This is a genomic window from Methanobrevibacter sp. YE315 (assembly GCF_001548675.1).
GTDB lineage: Archaea > Methanobacteriota > Methanobacteria > Methanobacteriales > Methanobacteriaceae > Methanocatella.
This window is the reverse complement of record NZ_CP010834.1, coordinates 146,291-169,107: the sequence shown is the minus strand read 5'-3', so window position 1 is coordinate 169,107 and position 22,817 is coordinate 146,291. Positions and strand designations below refer to the sequence as shown.

The window sequence follows — 22,817 nt, the reverse complement described above, 5'->3', positions numbered from 1 at the left end:
TGAATGGAAGAATGGAAAAAATTAGTTTATATAGGAGCCATACTCATAATATTAGCAATAATGTTTGCCATATTAAGGAAAGAATTTAACATTTGGATTATAATGATAATCATTGTTGCGGCGCTTGACATTGCAGTGGGATTATACAGGAAAAAATTGGGAAGATAACACTCCCATAAATAATTAATACCTCATCTACTTGCTTATTTAATCAATTAAACCCTATTTTTGGTTGTATAGCTTGATGTTTGTTTTTTGTAGCGATTGCTATTTATTTTATAATATAATAAATATAATAATAAGTAGGTGATAAATAATGGGAAAAATTTTTTGTACAGAATGTGGTGAAGAATTAGATGATTCAGTAATGTTCTGCTCCAAATGTGGAAATCCTATTGAATCCGATAAATCCAATAATACCAAACAAAATGTTTCAGCAAATACTGATAATACCGTGAATAATTTACTTAATAACCTCTTAAATGAACCTAAAATCCTTATACTTCTTGCAGCCGTTATTTTATTGATTATTGGTGTTTTTGCTCTTATGAGTGGAGGCGGTGATCTGGTTGATGTTAGTGAAGTAATATTTGAAACTGGAATTCATTATGGAGATACACCATTTGGAGGAGCTATAGAATCTGCTGCAACACAATATGCTGATGAACAACAAGAAAAAATATTCAAGGAAACTGGTAAAGTTTTGACAGAAAAAGAATACAAAGAACTTGAAGACAAATATATACAAGAGCATGGTGGTGCCACTAATAGTGGAGGTGGAAGTTACGTATCAGCAGTTGCCTTTAAAATAATCCCTAAAGAAACAATTTCTGGAGTAAATGCATTCAAACTTAATAATTTGAAAGTTACTTATGAAAATGGGGCTACTGAGGATTTTGACACTATAACCTTTAACAATAAGAACACTTATTTTGAAAATAAGGAATATGGTTTCCATTATAAATTCTATACTGATGAGGATGTCCGTGGTCAAAACGTCCATATTAGTGCAGATATTGTTGTAGATACTCTTAATCAACAAAATAAAGTTATTGGCCATCTTGATTATGATACAATTGCTGATGCATGGTCTGCAACATATGCTTAAAAATATTTTTTATAATGTAGTGAGGAGTTGTCAATTCGATGACTCCAACTTTTTTTAAAAACTTAATTGAAAAATAAGGAATCATTAAAAAAAAATAGAAAAATTGGGAGAATTAGAATTCTCCATCGAAAACAAGCTCTGCAGGGCCTTCCATGAAAGCTCCAAGAGCATCTTCTTTTTCATAAACGTTGAATTTCAAGTCTCCGCCAGGCAAGTGAAGCAAAATATCACTGTCAAACAGGCCTAGCTTGTAGCCGGAAATGGCTGTTGATGTGGCTCCGGTACCGCAGGCCAATGTTACGCCTGCACCCCTTTCCCAGGTAATCATCCTGCCCTCTTTTTTGGAGATGACTTCCACGAAGTGGACGTTGATCTTTTCAGGGAAAACTTCATGTGCTTCAATGGCCGGACCGTATTTGTTGATGTCAACTTCATCAACATCATCGACGAAGATTATCGCATGAGGGTTTCCGACGCTGATTGCTGTCAGTTTGAATGTTGTGTCAAGAACCTCCAATTCACCGTCGAGGAATTCGTCGACATCTGCAGTCATTGGAATTTCAGGAGTTTTAAATGTTGACAAACCCATATCCACCTTGAACAGTACAGGTTCATCGTCTTCCAAAGTGATTTCAATTGTCTTGATTCCTGCCCTTGTTTCTACAGTCATTTTTTCCTGCTTGAGAATGCCTTTTCTATATACAAAGTCTCCAAAGCATCTTATGCCGTTTCCGCACATTTCGGCTTCGCTGCCGTCAGGATTGAACATTCTGTATCCGATATCAGCAACTTCAGACGGTTCGACGAAAAGTACGCCGTCCCCACCGACGCCGAAGTTTCTGTGGCATAGCATTCTGCATGCTTCTGGTTTGTCCGCTTCAGGTATGACTTCCCCTTTGCTTTCGTCTATTATTGGGAAATCATTTCCTATTCCGTGCATTTTTGAAAATTTTAATCCTTTTAAATCAACCATAATATCAACTTATTTCAAATGTGGTGGTATTGTTTGTTTTCTGTACAGGTCTTCAAAGGTTTCCCTTTCGCGCACAAGGATCGGTTCTCCGTCGCTGACCAACACTTCACTGGTAAGCGGCCTTGAGTTGTAGTTTGAAGACATTGTAAAACCGTATGCTCCTGCGTTTAGGATACCCAATACATCTCCTTCTTCAACATCAGGCATTGGCCTGTCACGTGCGAAAAGGTCTCCTGATTCGCAGACATTACCTGCAATGTCGACTTCCTGGGTGTTTGGAGCATCCATTTTGCTTGCATTTACGATATGGTGGTATGAATCATACATTGCAGGTCTTAGGAGTGTGTGGAAACCTGCATCAACACCGATGAATTTTCTGTAGCTTTGTTTTAAACTGTTGACTGTCACAAGAAGCACGCTTGCATCTCCGACTATGTATCTTCCAGGTTCAAGATACATTGTTGGGTTTCCCATGTCATACTGTTCAAGTTTCTCTTTGAAGAGTCCCACGTTGACTTCTGCGAACTTGTCCAAGTCCACAATGTTTTCTTCAGGTGTGTAAGGGATTCCTACGCCTCCACCGAAATCAACGAATTCGAAGTCTATTCCTGCTTCCTGGTGGACTTTTCCTGCAATATCCATTGTGGATTCGATGGCAAGTTTGAATGGTTCAGGGTCCAATATTCCGGAACCGATATGGGAATGCATACCGATAGGGTTGAATCCCAATTTTTTTGCCATTTCATATACTTCAACTGCTTCATTGTCCATTATACCGAATTTACTCATTACTCCACCGGTTATGCAGTGGTCATGGTGTCCTGCACCTACCATAGGGTTTACCCTGAATGAGATTTTCAATCCTTCAGGATCGACCATTTTGGCCAGCCTGTTGAGTGCTGATACTGAATCGATGTTGAGGACTGCACCTTCATCGTGGACATATTTCAATTCGTCATTGGTAATGTTGTTACCTGTGAAAAGTATTCTGTCCCCGGAAAATCCTACCATTTTTGCTATGTGGACTTCTCCAGGTGAAACCGCATCAATGCAGCATCCTTCAGATTCCAATATTTTCATGACTGCAAGGTTGGTGTTGGCTTTGCATGCGTAAAACACTTTGAAATCAGAGTAGTATTTTGAAAATGCAGAATAAAATCTGTTATAATTGTCTCTTATCCTAGCCTCATCGATGACATAGGTTGGAGTTCCGAATTCTTCTGCAATGTCTACTGCATCGGCACCACCGATATCAAGGTGGTTTTTATCGTTTACTTTAATATTCAAATCCATGATTAAAACTCCTAAAAAAGTTACATTATGTATTTAGTTATTTATTTCAAACTATTTAAAATTAGTGAAAAAATCAGGCCTAATGTTTAATATTTATTCCAAAAAGTTATATTATTAAAAAAAAGAAAGGATAAATCAATGAGAAAAACCTATTGGGCTGGCCTGGCGAAACCGGCCGTGGGCGGAATTATAGCCATTAAGATTATATTCATTGGCAGATGAGATTGAAACTTTCACTGCCCCAAATCTCAATGGCACACATTAATCCAACAATCCATAGAATGAATGAGTGATAAAATGCATAGAAAATACGGACTTACAATGCGCGGAATAATCAAGAACGATGACGGCAAAATACTGATTTTAAAAAGGCATCCACTCTCAAAGACCGACCCTGACACCTGGGAGCTTCCGGGAGGCAAAGTGGATCCCGGCGAATCCTTTGATGATGCTCTTGTTCGTGAGATTAAGGAGGAAACAAGTCTGGATGCTAAAGTTGGAGACTTTGCAGAAGCCGTACAGAACGATTATGCCCACAAAAGGACCGTGCAGCTGATAATGTATCTTGATGATGTTGAAGGTGATGTCAAAATCAGCGATGAGCACATTGACTGGATGTGGGCTGATTTGGGTGATGTTGAATCCTTGGAACTGTCCAGTTCATTTAAAAAAGTTTTGAAAAAAAGAAATTGGAAAATTTAATCAATCAAATCTTCCATCTCAATGATAAATTTGCCCTGTCTGCATTTTGTGCATGTTGAATTCTCATGCAGATAGTATACTTCCTCACCGCAATCAGGACACAGGTCAAAATCGCGGCGAATGAAAATTGTCAGGTCATTTGTATGGTCTTCAAGAATGGCCTTAATCTCGGAATCTGTTAACTCCGCATTGTTTTCGCTTATGACAAATTTGTTGATCTGCTTTTTGCAATGGGAACAGAAATATCCGTGATATTCACCGGCAAACTTATAGTTCTGTCCGTTTGAAAAGTCATAAAGTGTTTCGCCGATATGGAACTCATCGTTTTCATCCAATACAAATGAATACTCCGCCCTTGTAGGCAATTCAGTACCGCATTTTAGACATTTCTGGAAAACATCATCGAACTGGATGATTTTTGCAGAATCATCGAACTGCTCCAGCAATTGAATGACCTTTCCGTCATCTATTTCAGGTGACTTTTTATAAATGATAAATTTGTCTACGAATTTATCGCAATTATAACAGTAATATTCAGCAAAATAGCCTTTTATAGGGGCTTCGGAACTTTCTGCTGAAGTGGATTTCAACAAAGGCTCGACATGAACCATCAAATCGTCATCGATCCAGAATATCTTATCGATTGATTTGAAGCTGTATCCACATGAATCGCATACAAATTCCAGTTCTCTTGCCATGATTAACGCCTCCTTGAGAAATTAAATTTATAATATTTCATCCAAAGCCTTTACGAATTCATCGATTTCTTCTTTTGTAATTATAAGCGGTGGGACAAATCTTAAAACCTTGTCGGCAGTACAGTTGATTAGGAATCCTGCTTCTCTTAGCTTGTCAACGTATTCCGCACCAGGCTTGGTCAATTCCAAACCGACCATCAAACCTTTTCCTCTTACTTCCTTGATGATTTCCTTATCCAGTTTTTTAAGCTCGGCGATGAAATAGTCTCCGACTTCATTGACATTGTCGAGGATGTTTTCCTCATCGAATGTGTCAAGAACAGCGTTTGCTGCTGCACAAACGAGCGGTCCTCCACCGAAAGTGGTTCCATGATCTCCAGGTACGAATGCGGCGGCTACCTTTTCTGTTGCAAGGATTCCACCCATTGGAACTCCTCCTCCGATTCCTTTAGCCATTGTCATGATGTCAGGTTTGACGTCGAATAATTCGTGTGCAAACAATGTTCCGCATCTGCCGAAACCTGTCTGGACTTCATCCACAATGAATACGATGTCCTTTTCATGACAGATTTCTTCTATCTGCTTCAAGTAGTCCTTATCCGGAACGTTCACTCCACCTTCACCTTGGATAGGTTCGACTATGATTGCTGCGGTATTTTCTGTAATGGCCTGCTTGATTGCGTCAATGTCGTTGTATGGGACATTGATGAAGCCTTTTGGCAAAACGCATTTGAAAGGTTCATGGTATTCCTCATGTCCTGTTGCGGCCAAAGTAACCAATGTTCTTCCGTGGAATGAATCTACAGTTGATATAACTTCGCTTTTACCTGTGTATTTGATGGCGAGTTTTATGGCTCCTTCGTTTGCTTCAGCTCCGCTGTTTGCATAGAATATTCTGTCGAAACTGGTTTTGTCAATCAATTTTTTGGCATATACCAATGCAGGTTCGTTATAGTAAATGCTTGAAATGTGGATGAGCTTTTCTGCCTGATCCTGGATTGCCTTTACAAGTTTTGGGTGGTTGTGGCCTAATGCGTTAACGGCAATACCCGCAAACATGTCCAAGTACTCATTTCCATCAATGTCTGTGACCTTAACACCTTCACCATGGTCCAATACAATTGGCTGTCTTGTGAAAGTGTTTATGAAATAATCATCTTCAATTTTAATTAATTCCTGAGTATTCATAATATCCTCCTTGAACTATCTAATCACTAAATATATTTGATTTCATCAATAATAAATACTTCTACGACTTATGAGGTGTTAATCCAAATATTGTCAGCTTTCAATCAGATTTTCGAAACTGAAATGAAATTCAAGATGATTTCAATAATGGCATAGAAGTTCATGTTTATGATTTAAATATTTTAAAACCATTTGTTTTCAATTTATAGATTAATTATCTTGTTTTATTGTATTTTACGATGCAAGTGGGCACTTACACTCGAAAAACTTTATATACTGCCTTGTTTATATAATTAAACTGTACGAGGACAATTAATTCAGAAAAAAAATGAATTAATTTTTCCTGTAATTCGAACTCAATAAAACTTACATTAATAATAATCGAAGGAATCAAAAATGAAACTCAACAGCAAAATCTTATCAATAATGGCAATATTTTTAGTTCTCATTTCAGCAGGATCAGTATGCGCTGCTGAACATGTAGCAGAAGTAAACGACGCAACCCCAGTAACCGACGTAAACGCAACAGAAGTAAACAACACAACCAACGTAACAAACGACACCGATGTAGCTCCATCAAAATACATCATCCCACCTGACGCAAACCACGACGAACAACACCCATTCAACCCTAACGCAACAAACACAACAAACACAACCAATGCTACTGTTAAAGCAGCTGTACAACACACAACCCCAGTACAACACGCAACCGGAAACCCAATCCTCGCATTATTAGCAGTATCTGCAATCATCGGTGCATACAGCCTCAAAAGAAGATAGGTGAACCCCCCAAAACCTATCTTTTTTTATTCTTTTTTTATTCATAACTTCTTTTAACATTAATGATTTTTCTTATGATCTTTTCCGGATTTTGAATTCATAATTTTGAATGTCAAATCATCATCAAAACATTTCAAATATTAAATAACTTATTTATCCTATTTGTTTTCCAATAATAATTGTTGATTATTTGTTTTTTTATATTTATTGATGTAAATAGGCACTTACACTCGAAAAACTTTATATAGTGCCTTTGATAAAGTAATAAACAGACAGGGAAAGTCAGAAGACACAAAAACCCTGAATTTAAAAAGGTGATAAAATGTTCTTAATCTCCTACACGATTGAAAGCTATGAACTCTAGAAGGCAACTAACAAACAGAACGACAAAAATTCAAAAACAGCAAAAAACCCCCAAATAACAAAAACTCAAAAACAGCAAAAAGGTGATAACATAATCTGCTGCGAAATGATGAAAGAACCCTTGAACATGTCGACGAAAAACCTCCAATGAGGGTTCAACAATAACTATCGCAACACTAATGCGACTACACTAAAAAAACATAGACTACTGCAAAGCAAATAAATTTTAAAGAAAACAATAACCCTCCATATAAACCAAAAAAATATTAAGGTTTCAAAAATCTTAATATTTTTTCCTTCCATTTATCCAACCAACCACCATATCTTTTTGAAAATTAAATACTTGTTTTTAATGAAATCAGTTTTAAAACATGATGGCCTGGAAAATTGAAAGGTTAAAAAAAGAATTAAGGTTAAAATGAGAATTATATTAAATAATCCTCTTCAAGTTGGGCTTCCACCCCCACCATCATCACTGCCACCGCTATCCGGCACAACAGCAGGCGTGTAATCATCACTGCCACCGCCATAGTCATAATCATAACCACTATAGCCATTATCATAGCTATAATAATCATTGGTTGATTCCCAATATCCATCAGAATAGCCGAAATAATATGCATTCAGAAGGTCATCTTGAGAATACATGTTTTTATCATCATTAGGATTTTTGGTTACATTCTTTTTAACCGGGGCGGAAGCGGAACTGCTGCCAACGGGTGTTGCACTAACCCCTTCCTTAGGAGCTCCCAAAGTGAGGCTGTCAAGCATGTGCTTGAGAATATCCATATCACCGCAGCCTATGATAATGTTGTCATGTGTCTCATTGCTTGAAATATTGACGAGATAATAGTGAGTTCCGTTTAATGTGTTTTCCTTGATTTGATAACCTTTGTATGTTTCAACGTCATGTGCACCTGTCAGAAGTGCCTCCCTTGCCATTGCAAATGCTGCCGCTCCTACCAGAGTCAGATTATCTGCGCTGTTATATGAGATGACGGAAACCTTTTTGGACGGGCAGGCGTATGTTCTGATTCCGTTTTCATCCTCCTGCCAGACCACATCATCTGCCTTTGGAGCTTCCATTGTGGATCCGCTGCTGATTTGGATTGTCTGATATTCAACAGACTGGAAAAATAGGAAATAGCTGATTCCTACTGCAAGCACTGCAATGACTGCAATCAATCCGATTATAATATATTTCTCATTGTCCATTTTACCACATCATTGCCATATTATATATAAATGTTTAGAATCTCAAGGTTAAAAAGATTGCATTTTTCAATCCATTAATTATAATAATGGACTAAACCAAATAATAATTAGGTGATAAAATGAAAGTCGCGATAATCGAAACTGACAAGGGAAACATCGAACTTGAACTTTTCCCAAATGAAGCGCCTGGAACTGTAGCTAACTTTGAAAAATTGGCCAACGAAGGTTTCTATGACGGTTTGACCTTCCACAGGGTAATTCCTAACTTTGTGATTCAAGGCGGATGCCCTATCGGAAACGGTACCGGCGGACCTGGCTATACCATCAAATGTGAAACCGAAGGAAACCCTCACAAGCACGGTACTGGTGCATTGTCAATGGCACACGCAGGTAAAGACACCGGTGGAAGCCAATTCTTTATTACACACTGCCCACAACCACACTTGGACGGTGTCCACACCGTATTCGGTCAGGTCATCAAAGGTCAGGATGTTGTTGATGCTATCCAGCAAGGCGACGTCATGAACAAAGTGACCGTTGAAGAAAGATAATCATTATCTTTCAATTTTTTTCTTTTTTTTTAGATTGCTTCAATCCTTTAAAGCTGTAGAAAAACAAGTTAGGGTTTAGAGACTAATCAATGTTATTTATGAAACGATTTTTTTTCTGATTTTTAAAAAATAAGATCATGGCCCTGCGGCCGATTTGATAGAACAGATAATTCATTAGGTTAATTGCACTACCAGCCCTTAAGTAGTGCATTAAATCCTAATGGTCAACATTATGTGTTTTGAAGGGGCTGCATGGCCAAATGACCCCCATAGACCTGCAAGCCCGACTTCAATCTTTTTTAACATTTTTCCGTGTTTAGGAAAGTGAATTTGACACTTTCCTCAAGCCCTTATTTAAGTTCAACTTGCCAAATATCCCATTTTTTTACCAAATGTCTCAAATAAGAGTTGTTGATTTTTTTTATACTTACCTTAAGTTTCAGGCATTCGCCTCGTGTTTCGTCAAATATCCCAAATAAAAGTTGAATATTATTAATTACTTCATTAAATATAAATTCCGCAACATCGGCGGATGATGTTATGAGAATACAATGAGATGAAGGGAAGTGATGTGGCACTTGCCTCAATCTCATCGAATTTCAAAAACACTTCATTTTACTCCATTTTTTCTATTCGAAGCGAGGAAAGAAGATGAAGACTTTCCTCAACCCTTTTCGAATTTCAACCCACCTCGCACCCATATTTTTTTCAAAATAGCTCCACGAAAAGCAAATGACGGCTTTCCAAATAATTAGAAATTCGAAATCCGGGCAAGCGACGTTTAGATGACCACCTCCCGTTGGCATAAGGCGTGCGCACCGTCATTGGATAAGCTAAGTGTGGATTGTCCAATCACAAGTGAATCGGCCAGAATAAGATCTACGGCAACTATTTCACTTTCCCATGAAATGAAGAATGATGAAATAGCATTTATGCAAAAAATAGTAGCATTTGAACTTGAATTATCGTCGACGATGCAATCGATTATCGGCAATTCCAGATTAAAAGCGGATTCGCAATTACAGTCATTGCCTAAAAATGAGTTATTAAAAGCCAGTGTTTCGGTAATGGTATTTCTTGCATCGAAGTATTTTAAGCAGTGTTTATATATATTGTTGTTGAATGTCAGAGTGCCTGTTGCAGAAAAGTCATAGGCATCCCTACAGCCAGTGCTTGAATTTGCGATAATCAAGTCGGGGTTTGCAATTATTGAATATTCCAGATTGTAGTCTGTAACGTCCAGTCTATCGCAGTATAAATTTACCTTCAATCCATCATAATCAAAGCCTGAAGAGTTATTGTACAGCGAATCGGCGTAATCTATAACGGCATTTCCGTTCATATCCATGCCTGAAGAGGTGAGATTGCCTTCGCAGTTTGACTCTGATAACCCTTGGCTGCAGTCAATTGCCAATATGCTTTTTAGATTGCGGATTCTTGTTTCATCCTCATCCACATTTCTTGGAACGATCATGACGCTGGCGGTACATATCTGAGTATAATAACCGTATGAATGCACCATATAATCGCCAATGCCCTCTCCGGCGATTACTGCGTTGTATTTGATGTTGCCTTTCATATCATGACTGCAATCTCCGTGTTCACATAATCCTTGTGTTTCCACGGACTGTTCAGGGCTGTTTGCAAAAATAGGGTTGTCAGTGTTGTTTATGGACAATTGGGTGCTGAAAACATCATTTATGGCCCAGCCTAACGATTCGTTGGATACCTGTGCTTCGGACTTCATCTGTGAAACATCATCCGGCAGAATGTCTGCTACACTGCCCACGAAACTGCACATGAAACATTCATCCGCAACCGGGCTTTCCGCTGCACATCCTGTAAAACCGCACATGGAACTTTCTTCCATGACTGGGATGTCAACATCCACTAAGCTTTGATTATTGTCATTTACACTATCGGAATCGGCCGCATAAGTGCCTGATGCGCATGCAAAAAGGCATATGCATACAGTCAATACCAACAATGCTTTGAATTTATATGTAAACTTAAAACCTCCATATAATAACTACTGCATGATTAGATTTGAAAAGTGTTTTATATAAATATTTTCGCAAGTAAGCACTTGCTTGCACTTCGTTTTTGAAAAAAAATCGTCCGATAATCAATAATAGAATAAACAGATGCTGGAATAATTTTTAAATGATTTGGGACAAATTAAATTAACTTTAAAATCATGTCTTTTCCCTTTGATGCAGGCAAAGATTTTCAAAATCGCCGCAAGCCATATCGGCCGTCAAAAGATATTTAAGAAAGAAAGCATATGGAGAAAAAGGGAAAAACAACGAGTTTTTCCCGAGTTATGAATAAATATGAGTTTTTATAAGAATAATAATTTGCAATAGATTATATGGAGAAAATTGGGGAAAAACAATAAGTTTTTCCCGAGTTATGGATAATATGAGTTTTTATATGAATAATAATTGTTAAATGGGGGATTTTAAATCCACATATACATTAACCTCCTAATAGCGCGTGTCATGATTTTCACCTCTTGATATTTATTTTATTGAGTTTGGAATTTCGTAGGCCTCATCCTACCTACTATTTAGTTTATACAAGCTCATATATAAAGCTTTTCGAATGTAAGTGCCTACTTACATCTTAAAATGGAAAAAATAAAGAAATTAAAGCTTTATTTAAAATTTAAAGTTAAAATATGTAAAAAAATTAGAAAAAAAGAGTTAAACATTGATGAAATAGCTATCTCAGCTGAAAACATCTACTCGCTTTCAAGGTGTCTAATCAATTCCTGAAGCTTATCAATCTGGAGCTGGAATTCCTCTTCTCTTGGTGTGCCTTTGACCTTTTCCAGCTTGTTTTGAAGTTCATCTAATTTGTTTTTTGCAAGTTCCAATCTTTTGTCTGCCATCTAATCACCTGACTGATTAAATATATGGTAACAAGCCATTATATAGTTAATGAAGGCCCATGAAGTGTTCGGTCATGGCGAACTTAAACACATAATAACTATAAAGTACATATAATATATTATGGAAAACGAAAAGAAAATAATAGTGGCCATGGTAGCAGTGATTGCAGTCCTCCTGATTGTTGCAGGATACTTTGCACTTACCCCTCATCAGGATGACGGAAAGCCAATGGCCAACAACACTACACTGAAAAACAAGACCGTGAAAAATGCTACATTGGTTGAAAAGACATCCACCAGCAGTTCTGAAAGCGGACAATACGGCTACTGTGCGATTTGCGGAAAGGCATTGAGCGCTTCAGAGGCAAATAATGAATTTACCCAAGGAAAAGTATGTACCAGCTGTGCAAAAAATCCGTATTACCAGACAGGGGAAGGCGCTGAATACGCAAACCAGAAACTGTTTGAAGCATATCCCGAAGAGTATGGTTGGATGTATGATGATACCCCTACCGTTGAGCACACATACGATTATTATCCTGATGATGGTGGAGATTCTGGGGACAATTACTATTAATTAGAGCTTTATTTAAAATTTAAAATTAAATTATATAGAAAAATGGGAAAAAAAAGATTTAATCGTGCGGTTATGAAGGTGGTTAATTTTCATCTTCAACTATTTTTTCTAAATAATGGCCTAATTTTTGAACAACACCAACAACTAATGCATTGCCCATCATGAAATATCTTCTTCTTTCAGTCATGGCCTTAGATTCTATATTTGTCCAATTATCCGGAAACATTTGGATTCTTTCTGCTTCAACTGGAGTTAATGTTCTTAGATTACCTGAAACCTTATCTTTAACAACGTGTGAACTCCTATTTGTTGTACTTTCACTTGTAAGCATTGTTCTTGCTGGAACATCTAACTTATCAGGAAATGCGAGTTGCCCTTCCGAAAAATAATATTTTTCACCATTAGGTTTTGTTCTTTCAATTTTCTTTGATCCCTTTAAAAATGTCCATTTTTCTAGTTTTTCATCTAGAAGGAAATATTTTTCATCAACTTCACCTTTCTCAAGAATGTCACCCAATGTAGTTATTTCTTTACACTCTTTTGGTTCGACTTTATATGTATGAATAATTCCATTGACCATTATTCCCGCATTAAAAAAGTGGAAATTAAATTCATCACTAATATAAACAATGTCTTCAAACTCTTCTTGTGAAATAATAGTATTTCCTTTCTTTAATTTGACATCCTTAATCGGGAACTCTTTTGCAAAAATACCATTAGAGTAAACTATTTGTTCTGGAGAATATTTTTTCATTTCCTTAAAGTAATTAGTAGATTCATGATAAGCAAAAATAAAGACTCTTCTTCTTTTTTGAGGAAATCCATATTCTGCAGCGTTAATTACTCTCCACTCAACAGCATAACCATTATCCAAAAGTGATCTTAACATTATGCCAAAATCACGGCCTCTTTGAGTTGAAGGAGATCTTAAAAGTCTATCAACATTTTCAAGTAAAACAAAAGGAGGTTGCTTTGCCTCTAAAACTTCAGCAATTTCCCACCATAAAACTCCTTTTTTACCTTCGATACCTTTTTCATTGGAAAGAGATCTTGCAACAGAGTAATCTTGACATGGAAAACCGCCAACCAAAAGAGTGTGGTCTGGAATTGTGGTCTTATCAACTTCACCAATATCCTGACATACACATGAATTTTCACCAAATCTTTCAATATAACAATCAAATGCCGCTTGTGTTTTAGTAGATGGTTCCCATTGATTGGCCCAAACAAAATTCCAATTATTTTGTTCTTTAACTGTTCCGCCATCGAATTCAACATCATTGAATCCACAACGGAAACCTCCAACACCTGCAAATAATTCTACAACAGTTTTTTCCATATCAATTTCTCCAACATATTATATATTGGTTTATCAATATATTAATATTAATCAGAGCATTTGGAAAGTAATGATTAAAAATGAAATTCAAAACTGAAGAAGAATTACTTAAATATACTGAAAATATTAAAGGAAAAACATTTAAAGAAATCGATTCTAAACATCTACTTGATACTGCTAGTTTAAAGCAGGCTAAAGGATTATTAGGCCATGTTGTTGAAAGTGGATTTTATGACTATCAAATAAATAGTGATAGTCGTGCTGATTTTGAAGAACTTGACATTGAACTAAAAGTTACAGGTTATGTTAAAAACAAAAATGGAAGTTTAAGAGCAAAAGAAAGACTTGTTTTAAGTAAAATTGATTACAATAAGATTATTAATGAAACTTTTGAAAACAGCCATGTTCTTGGAAAATGCAGGAAAATGCTCCTCATATGGTATGAATATGACTCAAAAAAAGAAGCTAAAGACTTTTTAATCACAGATTACCAGTTATACGATATGAGCAAAGATATTGAAATCTTTAACAACGATTTTGAAATAATAAAAAGGAAAGTTCTAGACGGGAAAGCACATGAACTTTCAGAAGGAGACACATCTTATCTAGGCGCCTGTACTAAAGCAAGAACATCCTCTGACAGAACAACACAACCTTTTTCGGATATCTTACCAAAACCAAGAGCATATTCACTTAAAAATGCCTATATGACAGGTATCCTAAGAGAAAATCTTGAACCTAAATTAACAACAATTACAAACTTCAAAACCGTCGAAGAATATGTTAAGGATAAATTAAAGCCTTATTTTGGAAAAACACAATTGGAAATTCTTGAAGAGATTACTGGTATAGACCATAGCAATAATGTTCCAAAACATATCAGCAAAATGATATCTGATGAGTTAATTGGAAAAGATAATGAATTAGCTGAAAAAGATGAATTATTTGCAAAAACTAATTTTATAATTAAAAATTTGCCTATTAAGGAAGATGGAACTCCCCGTGAGAGAATGTCATTTAAAACTATAAGTTTAAGTGATTTTGAAGAAGAGTGGAAGGATTCTTACTGGAAAAATTATTTCGAAGAAACTACTTTAATCGTGATATGCTATCAAGAAGTTAATGGTAGCAGAAATGGATTTAGGATTTTAAAGGATGTTAAAAAGATAACATTTGATGATGAAGATTTGGATGCTTTCGAAAAAACATATAATCAGATTAAGATAGCTATCAATAAAGAAGATGTCAAATTACTGCCTACTTCAACTAATGGATTTAAAAATCAATTATTAGAAATAGCTCCAAAAGGAGTGAAAGGTGATAATGCATATGTTAACTTCTTTAAAAGAGATAAAACAAAAGTAGCTTTTATGATTAGTAAAAAATTATTAAATAAAAAAATTAAAAAAGGAATAAATTAAATCATTCCATGCTCTTCAATATATTCTGCTTCCGCCATAACGTCATCATAAGTTCTACCGGCTATTGTAGGATAATGACCATTTACGTCAACAACAATTCCCTCATCATTATAATAAAAATTATATTTTTCATTATAATTTAGTGAATTAGAAGAACTTGAAGACCCGGATGAAGTTTGTTGAACTGCAACTTCCTCTTTAACAACTTCCTCAATTGTTAATTTTTTCTGAGTACTGTTTCCAGTATAATTCTCATTTACACCATAAGTGCAGTTAACAGTATATTTTCCAGCAGTTTTATTTAATTTAAGTACTCCCACACCTTTAGAATCTGTGACAACAGATTCGTAATCTTTTGAATTATTTTCATCAATGATTGTTATATTAACAGTTTCACCACTAATTGAAGTTCCATTCATGTCTGTTAATTTAACAGTTAAATTATCTCCATTATATAAAGTTTCATTGCTTGTAATAGCTATTTACAGTCTTGTTTTGCGTTGAGTGCTGGTAAAAGAGTAAAACCCAATGCTATTAAAAGAATAGCAATTACAACTATAAGAATTATAATTATGTTTTTATTATCCATTTTAACACCTATTATAATATTGTGTATAAAACAATATAAATCCAACATAAAACAATTAATAAATATGTGATGCAAATGAAAATGCCTACCCAACTTGCACTAAACACCACGAATATAACTTATTCAACGAAATTAAAGAAAATCCTAATCAAACTTTATAGTATTACCCATTTCCTTAATCAGATTCAAATCATCGCCGATGACATACACCAGCTCATTTCCGCTTGTTTTTACTACAACCGGATAGGTATCACCATCATCGTCGGCCTCGAATATTATCAGATCTCCCTCCGGACCTTTATGATTAAGGTTCATCGGATAAATCGCTTCAAATATCACCTTGAAATGGTCTGTTGCATTTTTATCAAAATCCTTTGTTGAGTTCAAGTACACTATCTCCAAATCGCCTCCCATGAAGACCGCCACTACCTGTGTTGTTCCGTTTTCAGCAGAGATTATTGTCTCATTTGAAAAGTCAGTGCCTTTAGGCACGTCCATTGAAAAGTAGTCGCCAAAGTCATGGCTTTCCAATTCGGCGGCGCCGACGCTTCCGATAACGAGGGATACTAAAAACATCATGCACAATAAAATCCATTTTTTATCCATGCTTACACCTCAATATTTATTAATTTAGGCCTTTTCTGATTTAATCCTTGCGAAAAATGTAAAATTTAATATACAGAGCGCAATAAAATATTAACATTGGGAGGTTATCTTATGAAATTTGATAAGGTGATGGTAATCGGCCTGTTGATTCTGGTTATCATCACAATGGGAGCCGTTAGTGCAGCTGATGAAAATGCTTCGGCTGATGAGGTTCTAGGTGAAAGTCCTCTTGAAGAGACCGGAAGCTTTGCTGATTTGGCAAGCCTGGTTGAAAACGCTTCAAGCGGCCAGACAGTGTACCTGGAAAACGACTACGTCAATGACGGGTCACACAAAAGCGGCATCGACATTGGAGATGCAATAACGGTTGACGGTAAAAATCATACCATTGATGCAAGCAGGGCATCAAACGTTTTCAACGTGAAAAACACTAACGTCATATTGAAAAACATCAATTTTATCAACACCATCAATTCCGCAGTGAACGGAACATGCACAATCTATAACTGTTCTTTCAAGGACTGCTCCTGCGATAGTCTTGGCGGGGCAATCTATACCACAGTCAGAGGCAATGCCTATGGCTGCTGCTTTGTGAACTGTTCTGCTGGAGCAGGTGGTGCCATTTACAACTTTAATGCATATGAATGCTCATTTGTGAACTGTTCTGCCAATAATGGCGGTGGAATCGTTAACGGAAATGCAAACAACTGCTCTTTTGAAAACTGTTATGCAACCAAATCCGGTGGCGGCGTTTACTTTTCTGCAGCCAACGGAAATGTTCAAAACTGTTTGTTTGTGAACTGCCATTCCGGTGGAAAAGGAGGGGGCATTTTATATTTCGGGAAGCTGAATGTGAAAAAATGCTCTTTTGAAAACTGTTCTGCCGAAGAAATCGGCGGAGGAATCTATGCAACTTCCAATCTGGAAGACTGCATTTTCACCAATTGCCATTCCGGTGGAAACGGGGGAGCATTCTATTCATACAATACCATAAGCAATATTCGCAACTGCACTTTTGACAACTGTTCCGCCGTCAAATATGGAGGCGGAATCTATTCGGCGAATGCCAACAACTGTTTTTTCACAAACTGTTCTGCCGAAAAGAATGGTGCTGCAATCTTTAACGGGAATGCCACCGACTGTTCCATTATAGGATGGTATTCTCCGGGCGGTCCAATCTATAAGGGAAATGCATACAACTGCACAGTATTGGAATCACCGCACATAATCATATCCACTGATTTTGCGCTTCCTAATAAAAGTTTCGACATTGAAGTTGCCATATCCAAAAACGCATATGGGAATGTGAGGATTGCTGTAAACAACAGAACATATACCTCTGCCATCAGCTCAGGCAAGGCAATTGTTACTGCAGACGCTTTAAGTGAGGGAACCTATGAAATTGTGGCAAGCTATGACGGAAACTCAAACTGCAGCGCCCAAACCGTTTCAAGCAACCTTGTCGTGGGAAAAACATATCAGGGAATCACTGTTTGCCCATCCGAAAAAACATATTTCGGCGAATCCACTATGATTGAAGTCGAAACGGCCAAGGATGCCACCGGTTATGTGCATATACTAATCGAAGGCAAGGACTACAAAGCAAAAATCACAAAGGGAAAGGCAGTTGCATATGTCAGCGGCATAAAGGTAGGAACACATAACTTTACCATAAAATACGGTGGAAACTACAGATACTATGCTGAAGAGGCTTCATCTTGCTTTGAAGTTCTTAAAGGAACTCCAATGACTTCAATTTCCGCCCCTTCAATTACCTACGGCAATGACGAAACAGTCACCGTTGAATTTTCAAGCTACGTCAACGGCTTTGTCAAAATCATTGTAAACAGCAAGGCTGTCAGGACCCAAATCATTAACCATACTGCAAACACTTCATTTTCAGGTTTAAGAGTCGGCACATATGAAGTCACTGCAATCTATGCAGGCACCTCAAACTACAATGCCCAGACCTTAAACGCTACCTTCAACGTCAGCAAAGGAACTCCAATCAAATCCGTTTCCGTCAAAAGCATCAAGGTTGGCCATGACGCCGTCATCAATGTCAAAATGGCGGACAATGTCAACGGGTTTGTAAAAATCACCGTTAATGGCGTCACTAAAAGGGTTCAAATCGTTAATGGTACCGCAACCTTAAGCGTTTCCGGATTAAAGGCCGGCAGCTATTCCGCAAGTGTAGCTTATGCAGGAAGCAACAACTTTAGGGGACAAACAAAAACAGCTTATTTCACTGTAACAAAATACAAGCCAAGAATTCAGGTTGGCACAACCTATTATGAAAGTCCAAGGTTTACACGTATCACAGTTAGCATAAACAGTGATGCAACAGGCTATTTAAGAGTTACCTATGAAGGAACAACCTACAGGCTTGCGATAGGCTCAAACGGCAATGTCTACTTTGATGTTGACGGAATCATAAATCGATTAACCGTTGTTGTTGCATATGGAGGCAACTACAAATACACTGCGGTAAACGAGACAATTACATTTCCATTTCCTAGACAATAGAGATTAATTTCTCTATTATCCTATTTTTTTCCATCAATTAGATTACTGTTCCAGCTAATTTTCAGATTTAATGCCCACTAGCGAAGCGAATACTGAAGCCAGACAAAGCGCTACACAGATTATGCAGGTTATCTGACTGCTGCTTACAAGCAGAGGATAAACTTCAGGAGATATGGCTACGTTTCCCATGACAAAGGCAAACACCAGAGTCAGGATTCCCATACTCATCGCCTGGCCGACGGTACGCATGGTTGCAACTGCTGCTGATGCGACTGAAGTGTCCTTTGGCGGAACCGAACCCATTATGACATTCGTATTCGGCGGTGAAAAGAACCCAAATCCGACTCCATAGAGTATCATGGACACCACAAGGAATTCCACCGAAGTGTTGAAGTCCAGGAATGTGAACATGACCAATGAAAGTGTTCCGAGCCCCATTCCGATAGCTGCCAGAATCTGCGGAACATACTTATCGGAGAGCCTTCCTGCAATCGGAGCCAAAACCACCTGGCACAGCGGCGCCACAAGCAGGATCATTCCTGTTAACTGTGAATCGAATCCCTTTATGTACTGAAGGTGATAGTTCAGGATTGTTGTAACCGCAAAGGTGGCCAGATATGCGCATAGGGATGCGAAGTTGGCTGAAAGGAACTTGCGGTTTTTGAAAAACCTCACGTCAAATACAGGATGGTCCTCCTTCAGTTCTATCATTGCAAACATCGCAAAAATGATTATTCCGAGAACTGTCAGTACCACCCCCAGTGTCTCGTTTAGAATCGTGAAGCCGTACATGAAAAGCACCATTCCAACGCCGTAGAAAAGTGATCCCTTCAAATCAAGGGGGATGCCTTCAAAGGTAATCCATTCCTCATCGATTTTTGTCAAAAGAAGGGCGAGTATTACAAACAGAAACGGAACGCCGAAAAGCACTACAGACCTCCAGCCAAGCTGGTAGTTTAGAATTCCCCCTAAAACCGGCGACAGGGAAAGTCCTATATATACTCCCGTGATGTTTATTCCAAGGGCCTTTCCCCTCTCTTCGGGAGCAAATGCTGAGACTATCATTGCCATTGAAGTGACGTTGATGAATGACAGTGAAATTCCCAAAATCACACGGCACAGCAGGAACTGCTCGGAATTGGTTACAAGCACATTGACTATGGAAATTATGATAAAAAGAATTACGCTTAGGATTGTGACCTTCTTAAGGCCATATTTTCCTGAAATCTGGCCTGCGGGAACAGACAGTACGGCCACAACCAATAAAAAAATAATTATAACCCAGTTTTGAACAATATTGCTCATGTGAAATTCACTGGCAATTGACGGAACGACTACCATCACTGCATTGACGGCAAAAACAGTGAAAAACGACAATACTGAACAGATTAACAGGATTAGATTTTTTGTCTGCATCAAGATAATATATAAGAATTATGATTAATAATTTTTTGCTTGGCAAAAAATCTCCAATTTTCCATTTCCTAAAAGTGAAGTTATTTCACAATCAAAGCAATTTAACGAAGTAAAATTAATATTAAATTAAATATAATATGTATTTTAATAAAATAACCTTTAAAATTTATTAATTATAAAATACAAGTTAAATTATGGATTATATTTTTATCGATGAATCAGGAGATTTGGGAAAACAAACAAAAAGAAATTGAAAATTTCAATGAATATTTTGAATCTAAGTTAAATAATTACAAAAAGTATCCAGTTATCATCAAACATGCAAATTCTATGAACTATAAGGGTTTACAAATTTCAGATCTAATCGCATGGTCAATATTTCAAAGTGTTGAGTATAATAATACGGAATATATTGATTTAATTAAAAATAAACAAATAAAAGAAGTATATAAAGAATGAAGAACCTACAGCCACCTAATTGACCAATAATATAATTATGGAAAGTCGTCGCCTGTGGCGACAAGGACATGTAGGCTAAATCATGAAGATTTTTACCTTCCACTCTTTCAATTGAGCATATGTGTTCACTAAATATTTAAATGTTTTTAAAAATTAGATGAAAATCCTAGATTAATTACACAATCAGAGCAATTTTACAAAGTAAAATCAATATAATAATATCGTATAATTCTATTTTCAATATATGCTAAAATATTGCCTTTAAATAGGAAAAATAAACTAAAATTAAGATAAAAATTTAAATAAAACTTCTCAAATAGCAAATCCTAGATTTCAAGGAAAATGAAAAACAAACTATTTCAATTTCGCCATCAGACCTGACTTGCGCGCATAATGAAACATATAGAGCTGCACATAGCCTGCATATTCTCCGAACTCTTCCATTCCAAAGTCACGGACTTTGGCAACACTGATGTCCCTGCCGTCAAAATATAAATGAGATACTATCCTTTTTATCCAAACATCGCTTGGAAAGGCCTCCCTGAAGTTGAACCCGTAAAGCAAAATGCAGTCGGCAACTTTAGGGCCTACTCCCGGAACTTCAAGCATTGTTTCAAAGGCTTCATCATAGCTCATTTCAAATATTTCGCAAAGGTCAATTTCATCTGTAAAAAGCTCGCTTGCCCTTCTCATGTATGGTGCTCTATATCCTACGCCGCAATTTTTAAGATTATTGCTGCAATCGCAAATATCTTGAACATCCGATAGATTAAATTCATCCTCTTCATCCAAGTATATGTTTGACATGACGTTGCTTTTAGGAAACGTATAGTAATCGCCATATCTTACTCCCCAATTCTTCTTGATTTCAGAAACGGATTTTGTCCATCTTTTAATTGAATTGTTTGCAGAGCATATTGACGAGATTACGCACTCGAAGGGGTCTGGCGCCAAAAACAGTCTCAAGCCCCTGCAGAATCCGGACATGTCCCTAAGCTCTTCATGATCGTTTAGATAGCTGTAGAACTTGTCCAAATCAAAATCCAAATCAAAAATGTAGTTCAGCCTGGAAAGGGCCCTCTTGTCATCCAAGTTGAAAACCAAATAATCCCCTGACTGCCTGACGTTGAAAATTAAAGGTTTGCCGTCTGTCACAACGACATTTGAAAATGAATCGCCGTTTTGTATCCATGGGGGTTGTGAAGTCTGGCCTGAATTTATTGTCAAATCCAGGTCAATCGGAGATTTAATTATCATAAGCGAACAGCCACGTTGTTTTCTTTCAGGTACTCCTTAACTGTGCCGATTGAATACTGGTTAAAATGAAATATGCTTGCCGCAAGAGCCGCTGAAACATCTGTCTTTTCAAAGACTTCCAGAATATGTTTCGGTTCGCCGACACCTCCGCTTGCAATGACCGGGATGTCAACAGCATCGTTGATTGTCCTGTTCAGCTCGATATCGTATCCGTTTTGGGTTCCGTCCCCATCCATGCTTGTCAATAGAACCTCTCCGGCACCCAAATCCTGGCATTTCTGTGCCCATTGTATTGCATCGATGCCTGTAAATTCGCGTCCGCCGTAAATGCTTGTATCAAACCAGCAGTACCCCTTATCGGTTTCGATGACTATCTTGTCCTTTGCATCGTCGGGATGGTCGACATATCTTCTTTTTGCATCGATTCCTATTACGACCGCCTGTGATCCCACTACTTTTGAAGCTTCAGTCAACAGTTCCGGATTCTTGATGGCCGCCGTATTTGTTGAGCATTTGTCCGCTCCGGCCTTAAGCATTTTAATGTAGTCGTCAACTTTCCTTATTCCGCCGCCTACACAGATTGGCATGAATACGTTTTCTGTCAATCTGTCGATTACATCGGCCATTGTGGCCCTTCTTTCATGGGATGCTGTGATGTCTAAAACGACTACCTCATCTGCTCCTTCTTCGTAATAGCGTGTTGCAAGGTCAACAGGATTTCCTGCGTATTTGATTTGCTTAAATTCAACGCCCTTTACAACCCTGCCTTCCGGAACCTGCAGGTCACAGTCTAAACATGGAATAATTCTTTTAGTCAACATGATATCATAAATAAAAAAAGTAGTATTGTTTTTTAAAAA

General features: G+C 37.3%; 23 protein-coding genes. 9 read left to right on the top strand and 14 right to left on the bottom strand.

Features of this window, described 5'->3' with window-relative positions:
• Window positions 1–3 precede the first annotated feature (3 nt).
• Both TL18_RS10880 and TL18_RS00765 read left to right on the top strand, forming a co-directional pair.
• Entirely contained in the window at window positions 4–168 is a 165-nt protein-coding gene (locus TL18_RS10880) for a hypothetical protein (protein ID WP_156064474.1), read from the top strand.
• A 148-nt stretch (window positions 169–316) separates the two neighbouring features.
• Window positions 317–1,108: a zinc ribbon domain-containing protein gene (locus TL18_RS00765; RefSeq protein WP_067039933.1), complete on the top strand. Its 792-nt coding sequence runs from the start codon at window positions 317–319 to the stop codon at window positions 1,106–1,108.
• Window positions 1,109–1,220: 112 nt separating this feature from the next.
• Here the strand turns inward: TL18_RS00765 and dapF are convergent, their stop codons facing one another.
• Together dapF and lysA are read right to left on the bottom strand one after the other, a co-directional pair.
• On the bottom strand, window positions 1,221–2,081 hold the full coding sequence (gene dapF, locus TL18_RS00760; RefSeq protein ID WP_067039929.1) for a diaminopimelate epimerase: 861 nt from the start codon (window positions 2,079–2,081) through the stop codon (window positions 1,221–1,223).
• Window positions 2,082–2,090: 9 nt separating this feature from the next.
• A complete protein-coding gene (gene lysA, locus TL18_RS00755; RefSeq protein WP_067039927.1) occupies window positions 2,091–3,374 on the bottom strand; it encodes a diaminopimelate decarboxylase in 1,284 nt (427 codons plus the stop codon).
• 297 nt (window positions 3,375–3,671) lie between these two features.
• Here lysA and TL18_RS00750 point away from each other — a divergent pair, with 297 nt between their 5' ends.
• Window positions 3,672–4,076, top strand: a complete 405-nt coding sequence (locus tag TL18_RS00750; protein WP_067039924.1) for an NUDIX domain-containing protein — start codon at window positions 3,672–3,674, stop codon at window positions 4,074–4,076.
• Here TL18_RS00750 and TL18_RS00745 read toward each other — a convergent pair.
• Window positions 4,073–4,774 carry a hypothetical protein gene (locus TL18_RS00745; RefSeq protein WP_067039920.1) on the bottom strand — a complete coding sequence of 234 codons (702 nt, stop codon included), beginning with the start codon at window positions 4,772–4,774 and terminating at the stop codon, window positions 4,073–4,075. The genes TL18_RS00750 and TL18_RS00745 overlap by 4 nt on opposite strands.
• A gap of 27 nt (window positions 4,775–4,801) precedes the next feature.
• Window positions 4,802–5,962 carry an acetylornithine transaminase gene (locus TL18_RS00740; RefSeq protein ID WP_067039917.1) on the bottom strand — a complete coding sequence of 387 codons (1,161 nt, stop codon included), beginning with the start codon at window positions 5,960–5,962 and terminating at the stop codon, window positions 4,802–4,804.
• 396 nt (window positions 5,963–6,358) lie between these two features.
• Here TL18_RS00740 and TL18_RS00735 point away from each other — a divergent pair, with 396 nt between their 5' ends.
• On the top strand, window positions 6,359–6,745 hold the full coding sequence (locus TL18_RS00735) for a hypothetical protein (protein ID WP_067039913.1): 387 nt from the start codon (window positions 6,359–6,361) through the stop codon (window positions 6,743–6,745).
• Between the two features lie 807 nt (window positions 6,746–7,552).
• Here the strand turns inward: TL18_RS00735 and TL18_RS00730 are convergent.
• Window positions 7,553–8,323 carry a hypothetical protein gene (locus TL18_RS00730; protein WP_067039910.1) on the bottom strand — a complete coding sequence of 257 codons (771 nt, stop codon included), beginning with the start codon at window positions 8,321–8,323 and terminating at the stop codon, window positions 7,553–7,555.
• A gap of 119 nt (window positions 8,324–8,442) precedes the next feature.
• On the opposite strand from TL18_RS00730, the gene TL18_RS00725 reads away from it, so the two are divergent.
• On the top strand, window positions 8,443–8,874 hold the full coding sequence (locus tag TL18_RS00725) for a peptidylprolyl isomerase (protein ID WP_067039907.1): 432 nt from the start codon (window positions 8,443–8,445) through the stop codon (window positions 8,872–8,874).
• A 781-nt stretch (window positions 8,875–9,655) separates the two neighbouring features.
• Here TL18_RS00725 and TL18_RS00715 read toward each other — a convergent pair.
• Complete coding sequence (locus tag TL18_RS00715) at window positions 9,656–10,861, bottom strand: hypothetical protein (protein WP_156064472.1); 1,206 nt, start codon at window positions 10,859–10,861, stop codon at window positions 9,656–9,658.
• A 756-nt stretch (window positions 10,862–11,617) separates the two neighbouring features.
• Window positions 11,618–11,767 (bottom strand): hypothetical protein, encoded by a 150-nt coding sequence (locus tag TL18_RS10875; protein WP_156064469.1) that lies wholly within the window; start codon window positions 11,765–11,767, stop codon window positions 11,618–11,620.
• Between the two features lie 121 nt (window positions 11,768–11,888).
• Between TL18_RS10875 and TL18_RS00710 the strand changes: the two genes are divergently transcribed.
• A complete protein-coding gene (locus TL18_RS00710; protein WP_231483621.1) occupies window positions 11,889–12,344 on the top strand; it encodes a hypothetical protein in 456 nt (151 codons plus the stop codon).
• 82 nt (window positions 12,345–12,426) lie between these two features.
• On the opposite strand, the gene dcm is transcribed toward TL18_RS00710, so the two are convergent.
• Window positions 12,427–13,683, bottom strand: a complete 1,257-nt coding sequence (gene dcm, locus TL18_RS00705) for a DNA (cytosine-5-)-methyltransferase (RefSeq protein ID WP_067039899.1) — start codon at window positions 13,681–13,683, stop codon at window positions 12,427–12,429.
• An 80-nt stretch (window positions 13,684–13,763) separates the two neighbouring features.
• Between dcm and TL18_RS00700 the strand changes: the two genes are divergently transcribed.
• On the top strand, window positions 13,764–15,104 hold the full coding sequence (locus TL18_RS00700) for a Sau3AI family type II restriction endonuclease (protein ID WP_067039896.1): 1,341 nt from the start codon (window positions 13,764–13,766) through the stop codon (window positions 15,102–15,104).
• Here TL18_RS00700 and TL18_RS00695 read toward each other — a convergent pair.
• Together TL18_RS00695 and TL18_RS00690 are read right to left on the bottom strand one after the other, a co-directional pair.
• Window positions 15,101–15,523: a hypothetical protein gene (locus TL18_RS00695; RefSeq protein WP_067039893.1), complete on the bottom strand. Its 423-nt coding sequence runs from the start codon at window positions 15,521–15,523 to the stop codon at window positions 15,101–15,103. The genes TL18_RS00700 and TL18_RS00695 overlap by 4 nt on opposite strands.
• A gap of 314 nt (window positions 15,524–15,837) precedes the next feature.
• The gene (locus TL18_RS00690; protein ID WP_067039890.1) at window positions 15,838–16,299 is read right to left on the bottom strand and encodes a hypothetical protein; all 462 of its coding nucleotides are present in this window, start codon (window positions 16,297–16,299) and stop codon (window positions 15,838–15,840) included.
• Between the two features lie 111 nt (window positions 16,300–16,410).
• Between TL18_RS00690 and TL18_RS00685 the strand changes: the two genes are divergently transcribed.
• Complete coding sequence (locus tag TL18_RS00685; RefSeq protein ID WP_067039887.1) at window positions 16,411–18,825, top strand: Ig-like domain-containing protein; 2,415 nt, start codon at window positions 16,411–16,413, stop codon at window positions 18,823–18,825.
• A 54-nt stretch (window positions 18,826–18,879) separates the two neighbouring features.
• Here TL18_RS00685 and TL18_RS00680 read toward each other — a convergent pair whose 3' ends face one another.
• Entirely contained in the window at window positions 18,880–20,202 is a 1,323-nt protein-coding gene (locus TL18_RS00680) for an MFS transporter (protein WP_231483680.1), read from the bottom strand.
• Window positions 20,138–20,287 carry a hypothetical protein gene (locus tag TL18_RS11150; RefSeq protein WP_231483715.1) on the bottom strand — a complete coding sequence of 50 codons (150 nt, stop codon included), beginning with the start codon at window positions 20,285–20,287 and terminating at the stop codon, window positions 20,138–20,140. The genes TL18_RS00680 and TL18_RS11150 overlap by 65 nt, the downstream gene beginning before the upstream one ends.
• Window positions 20,288–20,454: 167 nt before the next feature.
• On the opposite strand from TL18_RS11150, the gene TL18_RS00675 reads away from it, so the two are divergent.
• Window positions 20,455–20,700 carry a DUF3800 domain-containing protein gene (locus TL18_RS00675; protein WP_067039881.1) on the top strand — a complete coding sequence of 82 codons (246 nt, stop codon included), beginning with the start codon at window positions 20,455–20,457 and terminating at the stop codon, window positions 20,698–20,700.
• A gap of 354 nt (window positions 20,701–21,054) precedes the next feature.
• Here TL18_RS00675 and TL18_RS00670 read toward each other — a convergent pair whose 3' ends face one another.
• Both TL18_RS00670 and hisF read right to left on the bottom strand, forming a co-directional pair.
• Window positions 21,055–21,957 (bottom strand): DNA glycosylase, encoded by a 903-nt coding sequence (locus tag TL18_RS00670; protein ID WP_067039877.1) that lies wholly within the window; start codon window positions 21,955–21,957, stop codon window positions 21,055–21,057.
• Window positions 21,954–22,778: an imidazole glycerol phosphate synthase subunit HisF gene (gene hisF / locus TL18_RS00665; protein WP_067039874.1), complete on the bottom strand. Its 825-nt coding sequence runs from the start codon at window positions 22,776–22,778 to the stop codon at window positions 21,954–21,956. The genes TL18_RS00670 and hisF overlap by 4 nt, the downstream gene beginning before the upstream one ends.
• Window positions 22,779–22,817 lie beyond the last annotated feature (39 nt).

Coding starts and splice junctions, on each gene's coding strand:
- TL18_RS00670 (WP_067039877.1), bottom strand. CDS start 21,957: ATGATAATTAAATCTCCGATTGACCTGGATTTGACAATAAATTCAGGC.
- dcm (WP_067039899.1), bottom strand. CDS start 13,683: ATGGAAAAAACTGTTGTAGAATTATTTGCAGGTGTTGGAGGTTTCCGT.
- TL18_RS00765 (WP_067039933.1), top strand. CDS start 317: ATGGGAAAAATTTTTTGTACAGAATGTGGTGAAGAATTAGATGATTCA.
- lysA (WP_067039927.1), bottom strand. CDS start 3,374: ATGGATTTGAATATTAAAGTAAACGATAAAAACCACCTTGATATCGGT.
- TL18_RS00740 (WP_067039917.1), bottom strand. CDS start 5,962: ATGAATACTCAGGAATTAATTAAAATTGAAGATGATTATTTCATAAAC.
- TL18_RS00690 (WP_067039890.1), bottom strand. CDS start 16,299: ATGGATAAAAAATGGATTTTATTGTGCATGATGTTTTTAGTATCCCTC.
- TL18_RS00745 (WP_067039920.1), bottom strand. CDS start 4,774: ATGGCAAGAGAACTGGAATTTGTATGCGATTCATGTGGATACAGCTTC.
- dapF (WP_067039929.1), bottom strand. CDS start 2,081: ATGGTTGATTTAAAAGGATTAAAATTTTCAAAAATGCACGGAATAGGA.
- TL18_RS00750 (WP_067039924.1), top strand. CDS start 3,672: ATGCATAGAAAATACGGACTTACAATGCGCGGAATAATCAAGAACGAT.
- TL18_RS00675 (WP_067039881.1), top strand. CDS start 20,455: ATGAATCAGGAGATTTGGGAAAACAAACAAAAAGAAATTGAAAATTTC.
- TL18_RS00735 (WP_067039913.1), top strand. CDS start 6,359: ATGAAACTCAACAGCAAAATCTTATCAATAATGGCAATATTTTTAGTT.
- TL18_RS10880 (WP_156064474.1), top strand. CDS start 4: ATGGAAGAATGGAAAAAATTAGTTTATATAGGAGCCATACTCATAATA.
- TL18_RS10875 (WP_156064469.1), bottom strand. CDS start 11,767: ATGGCAGACAAAAGATTGGAACTTGCAAAAAACAAATTAGATGAACTT.
- TL18_RS00695 (WP_067039893.1), bottom strand. CDS start 15,523: ATGAATGGAACTTCAATTAGTGGTGAAACTGTTAATATAACAATCATT.
- TL18_RS00710 (WP_231483621.1), top strand. CDS start 11,889: ATGGAAAACGAAAAGAAAATAATAGTGGCCATGGTAGCAGTGATTGCA.
- TL18_RS00685 (WP_067039887.1), top strand. CDS start 16,411: ATGAAATTTGATAAGGTGATGGTAATCGGCCTGTTGATTCTGGTTATC.
- TL18_RS00730 (WP_067039910.1), bottom strand. CDS start 8,323: ATGGACAATGAGAAATATATTATAATCGGATTGATTGCAGTCATTGCA.
- TL18_RS00700 (WP_067039896.1), top strand. CDS start 13,764: ATGAAATTCAAAACTGAAGAAGAATTACTTAAATATACTGAAAATATT.
- TL18_RS00725 (WP_067039907.1), top strand. CDS start 8,443: ATGAAAGTCGCGATAATCGAAACTGACAAGGGAAACATCGAACTTGAA.
- hisF (WP_067039874.1), bottom strand. CDS start 22,778: ATGTTGACTAAAAGAATTATTCCATGTTTAGACTGTGACCTGCAGGTT.